2 protein-coding genes and 2 pseudogenes are annotated in these 2,970 nt (G+C 67.1%); 1 reads left to right on the plus strand and 3 read right to left on the minus strand.

The annotated features are described in order from the left end of the window. From ACWIE7_RS18630 to ACWIE7_RS18640, 3 genes and pseudogenes are all read right to left on the minus strand, one after another. A pseudogene (locus ACWIE7_RS18630) lies at positions 1–485 on the minus strand (hypothetical protein); the annotation flags it as partial. 69 nt (positions 486–554) lie between these two features. After that, a complete protein-coding gene (locus tag ACWIE7_RS18635) occupies positions 555–1,454 on the minus strand; it encodes a serine hydrolase (protein ID WP_454070252.1) in 900 nt (299 codons plus the stop codon). Continuing rightward, positions 1,451–2,383 (minus strand): LysR family transcriptional regulator, encoded by a 933-nt coding sequence (locus tag ACWIE7_RS18640; RefSeq protein ID WP_454070253.1) that lies wholly within the window; start codon positions 2,381–2,383, stop codon positions 1,451–1,453. The genes ACWIE7_RS18635 and ACWIE7_RS18640 overlap by 4 nt, the downstream gene beginning before the upstream one ends. A gap of 174 nt (positions 2,384–2,557) precedes the next feature. Here ACWIE7_RS18640 and ACWIE7_RS18645 point away from each other — a divergent pair. After that, positions 2,558–2,970: pseudogene (locus tag ACWIE7_RS18645) on the plus strand (hypothetical protein); the annotation flags it as partial.

The raw sequence follows: 2,970 nt of genomic DNA on the forward strand, positions 1-2,970 counted from the left end.
GTGACCGGGGCCCAGCCCATGATTCGGATGTCGTTTCGGTCGACGATGGGCGCGGTGTACTTCTTGGTGTCCGAGTAGCCAAGGTAGCCGCCGGTGGTCGCGCGAGAGTCGAGAATGGATGGTGACCATGCCACCGTGTCGCCGGGTGCGAACGTGACGATTCCTGTGCTGGTGGCGGTGTCGCCGGAAGGCACCCGCCATTGCAGTTGGAGTTCGTGTCGCGTGGTGACCGAGTCTCCGATGTCGGGGACGCGGGCGGAGATCTGCGTGGTGCCAATCCCGTCGAAGGTGCGTTGCAGGTCAGTGGCCGCAATCTCCGGTGTAGAGGTGAACGCTGCGGCCGCTACGGCGTCCTTGCGCTGGAGGGCGTCAACGAACCCGTCGAGGTTCTCCTGCCGTGGATCCGAGAACAACAGGCCGCAGGACGCCAAGGGGAGTGTGGCGGTCAGGATCACGGCGAGGGTCGAGTGGCGCAAACGGTGCATGCGATCAGAAAAGCCGTCCGGTCGCTGACCTGTCCAAGTGCAGCGTTCGCCGCCTGTGATTGATGAGCTTTATCGCTGCAGGTCTGCCCCCATTCGTGCCTCGTTGACAAGGAGCCGCGCGATACGTCCGATGGCGGTGTCGACTGTGGGCAGCGCCGCGTCGGCGCGGGCTGCCCGGGTTACAACGCACACGACGACCGGTGGCTCACCGTCTGGTTGGACAACGGCGGTCTCGGCGCGGATCCGGCCAATGGTGCCGGTTTTGCCGGCGACCGCTGTCGATGCCAAAGGGAACCCACTTGCGATGCGGTGCGGCCAGATCTGCTGGCCGAGGACCTCCCTCATGAATGCGCACTGCTGGGGGTCGGAGGCGGTGTTCGTCCAGATTGCGCGCATCAGCTGGCATAGCGCTCGGGTAGTGCTGTGCGAGACGTACGCGGGGTCGTAGGCGTGGATCTGGTCGGTGGCGGGGTCGGTTGCCAGCAGGTGGGCGGCGTCTTGCCAGTCGCGTGCGCCGAGTTCGGAGATCGTCAGCTGTTGCTGGGCTCTCACACCTCCGCGGATCACCGTGGCCTCGAGGCTGAGGGCTAAGAGGGTCTCGTCGAGGGCGCCGGCGGGTAGGAGGCGTTGCACTGCTTCGGCGGCGGTGTTGTCTGAGACCGTGATCATCATGCGCACGAGATCGCGGATCGAGACCTCGACGTCGTCGGCGAAGAGGGCGAAGCCGGTCGGCCCCGGCGTGTGTTCGTTGGGGGTGATGGTGACCCGTTGTGTCAGGTCCAGGGTGCCGGCGGCTGCCGCGCGGCAGGCCGCCACCATGAGGTGCAGCTTGTACATCGAGGCCACCACCACCGGAACGTCCTGGCCGATACCCAGACCGGTGCCGGGCCGGTCGATGAGCTCGGCGTAGCACCACCCGTCGCAACCGGCGAAGGCTAGCTCGGCACGGACTAGATCGAGCGTGGTCACGGGGTGGGGCCCCCAGTCACCGTGCGGCATACCCTGGCCAGCCCCCTGTCAACGAGGGACCTGATGTCGTGGCCGTCGGGGGTGCGTTGCCGGTCCGGGTGGACGAGGGCGCGAAAGCGGTGGTCGAAGCGGCCGGGCAGGTCCAGCAATTGCACGCCGTCGATCGTGGGGCTGAAGGCATCCACGACCGCGAACGCTGAACCGGCAGCGACCTGGGTCAGGACGTCCGAGCTGGTGGGGGCCTCCACCGGCCGTGGGTCGATGCCTGCCTCTTTGAGTAGGTCAATCAGCAGGTCCCAAGCCGCCGGTCCGGTGGCTCGTGGTGTCACGGCCAGATCCAAATGCCGAAGTTCTTGCCGGGGGATACGCGCCCGCGGATCGGAGATCATGCCCTCCGGTACGGCCAGTCGGCGTGGAAGTCGGTGCATCACCCCGCGCACGAGATCCCCGGCGGGGCTCGGATCTTCCAACACCGCCACATCGAGCTCGCCGTTCTCGACTCGCGCCACCAACTCGGGTCCTTGCCCGCGGGCCACAGTCACCGACTCGACCTGGGAGCGCATCGACGTCACGGCGGCGGCACTGAGATGAGCCGGGGTGGTGGCAGACGCGCCGACGGCGAACGTCAACCCTCGGCTAGCCAGTTCTCCAGCGGCTGCCTCGAAATGCGCGGCGTCGCGGACCAGAGTGCGGGCCAGCGGGAGCAGATGACGACCCGCAGAGGTGACTACCGCGCCGTCGCGTGTCCGGTCCAGCAATCGCACCCCGAGATGGCCCTCCAGGCGTTGCAGTCCCTGAGACACCGTCGGTTGGGTAGTGCCCAGTCGGTCGGCCGCCGCGCCGAAATGACGCTCTTCGGCGACCGCGAGAAAGAGCGCGCACAGGCGCGTGAGGTCAACACGCGACGAGGAACCAGAGCGAGACGGCATGGGCACATTCTGCCCGACACGACCCCTCCGTCACCTGCCCCGATTGAGGACTCCTATCCACTACCGGGCACAGCGAGATTAGACTGCCGCCGCCCCCCGCGGGCACTGTGGCGACCGACAGCACCGCCCCCGACTCGGTGGCGCCGCGTGGCTCGCTGACCGGAGGGGAGAGGGATGTCTCCGCTTTTCACCGCGCGCGTACTGGCGATCGCCTCTGTCCTGGCCTGTCTGGCCGTGCTGACCACCGTCGCCGTACACAGTTCGGGTCTGTGCCAAGAGCCGGCCTGGCTGTTCGGCTGCAACGACACCCCCTTTGAGGGCCTGTGGCGAACGGCGCGTATTCGATATCGCGCCATTGGATGCGGGGCGCTGGTGCTCGGGGCACTGGCCTGGCTGGCTATTGGTGCAACCCTGCCGAGAAAGGCGCACCGGGCCGGCAACGCGTCCGGTGGATTCTTCGGATCTGGGGGCGCTTACGCGACGGCCACCGTCCTAGGTGTGATGTCCAGGGACGTTGTTGAGTCGGTCGAAGGGTACGCCGCCAATCGCAGAGTGGTGTCGGTGGTGGTTGTAGAAGTGGAGCCAGC

Source organism: Dietzia sp. NPDC055343 (assembly GCF_053645265.1).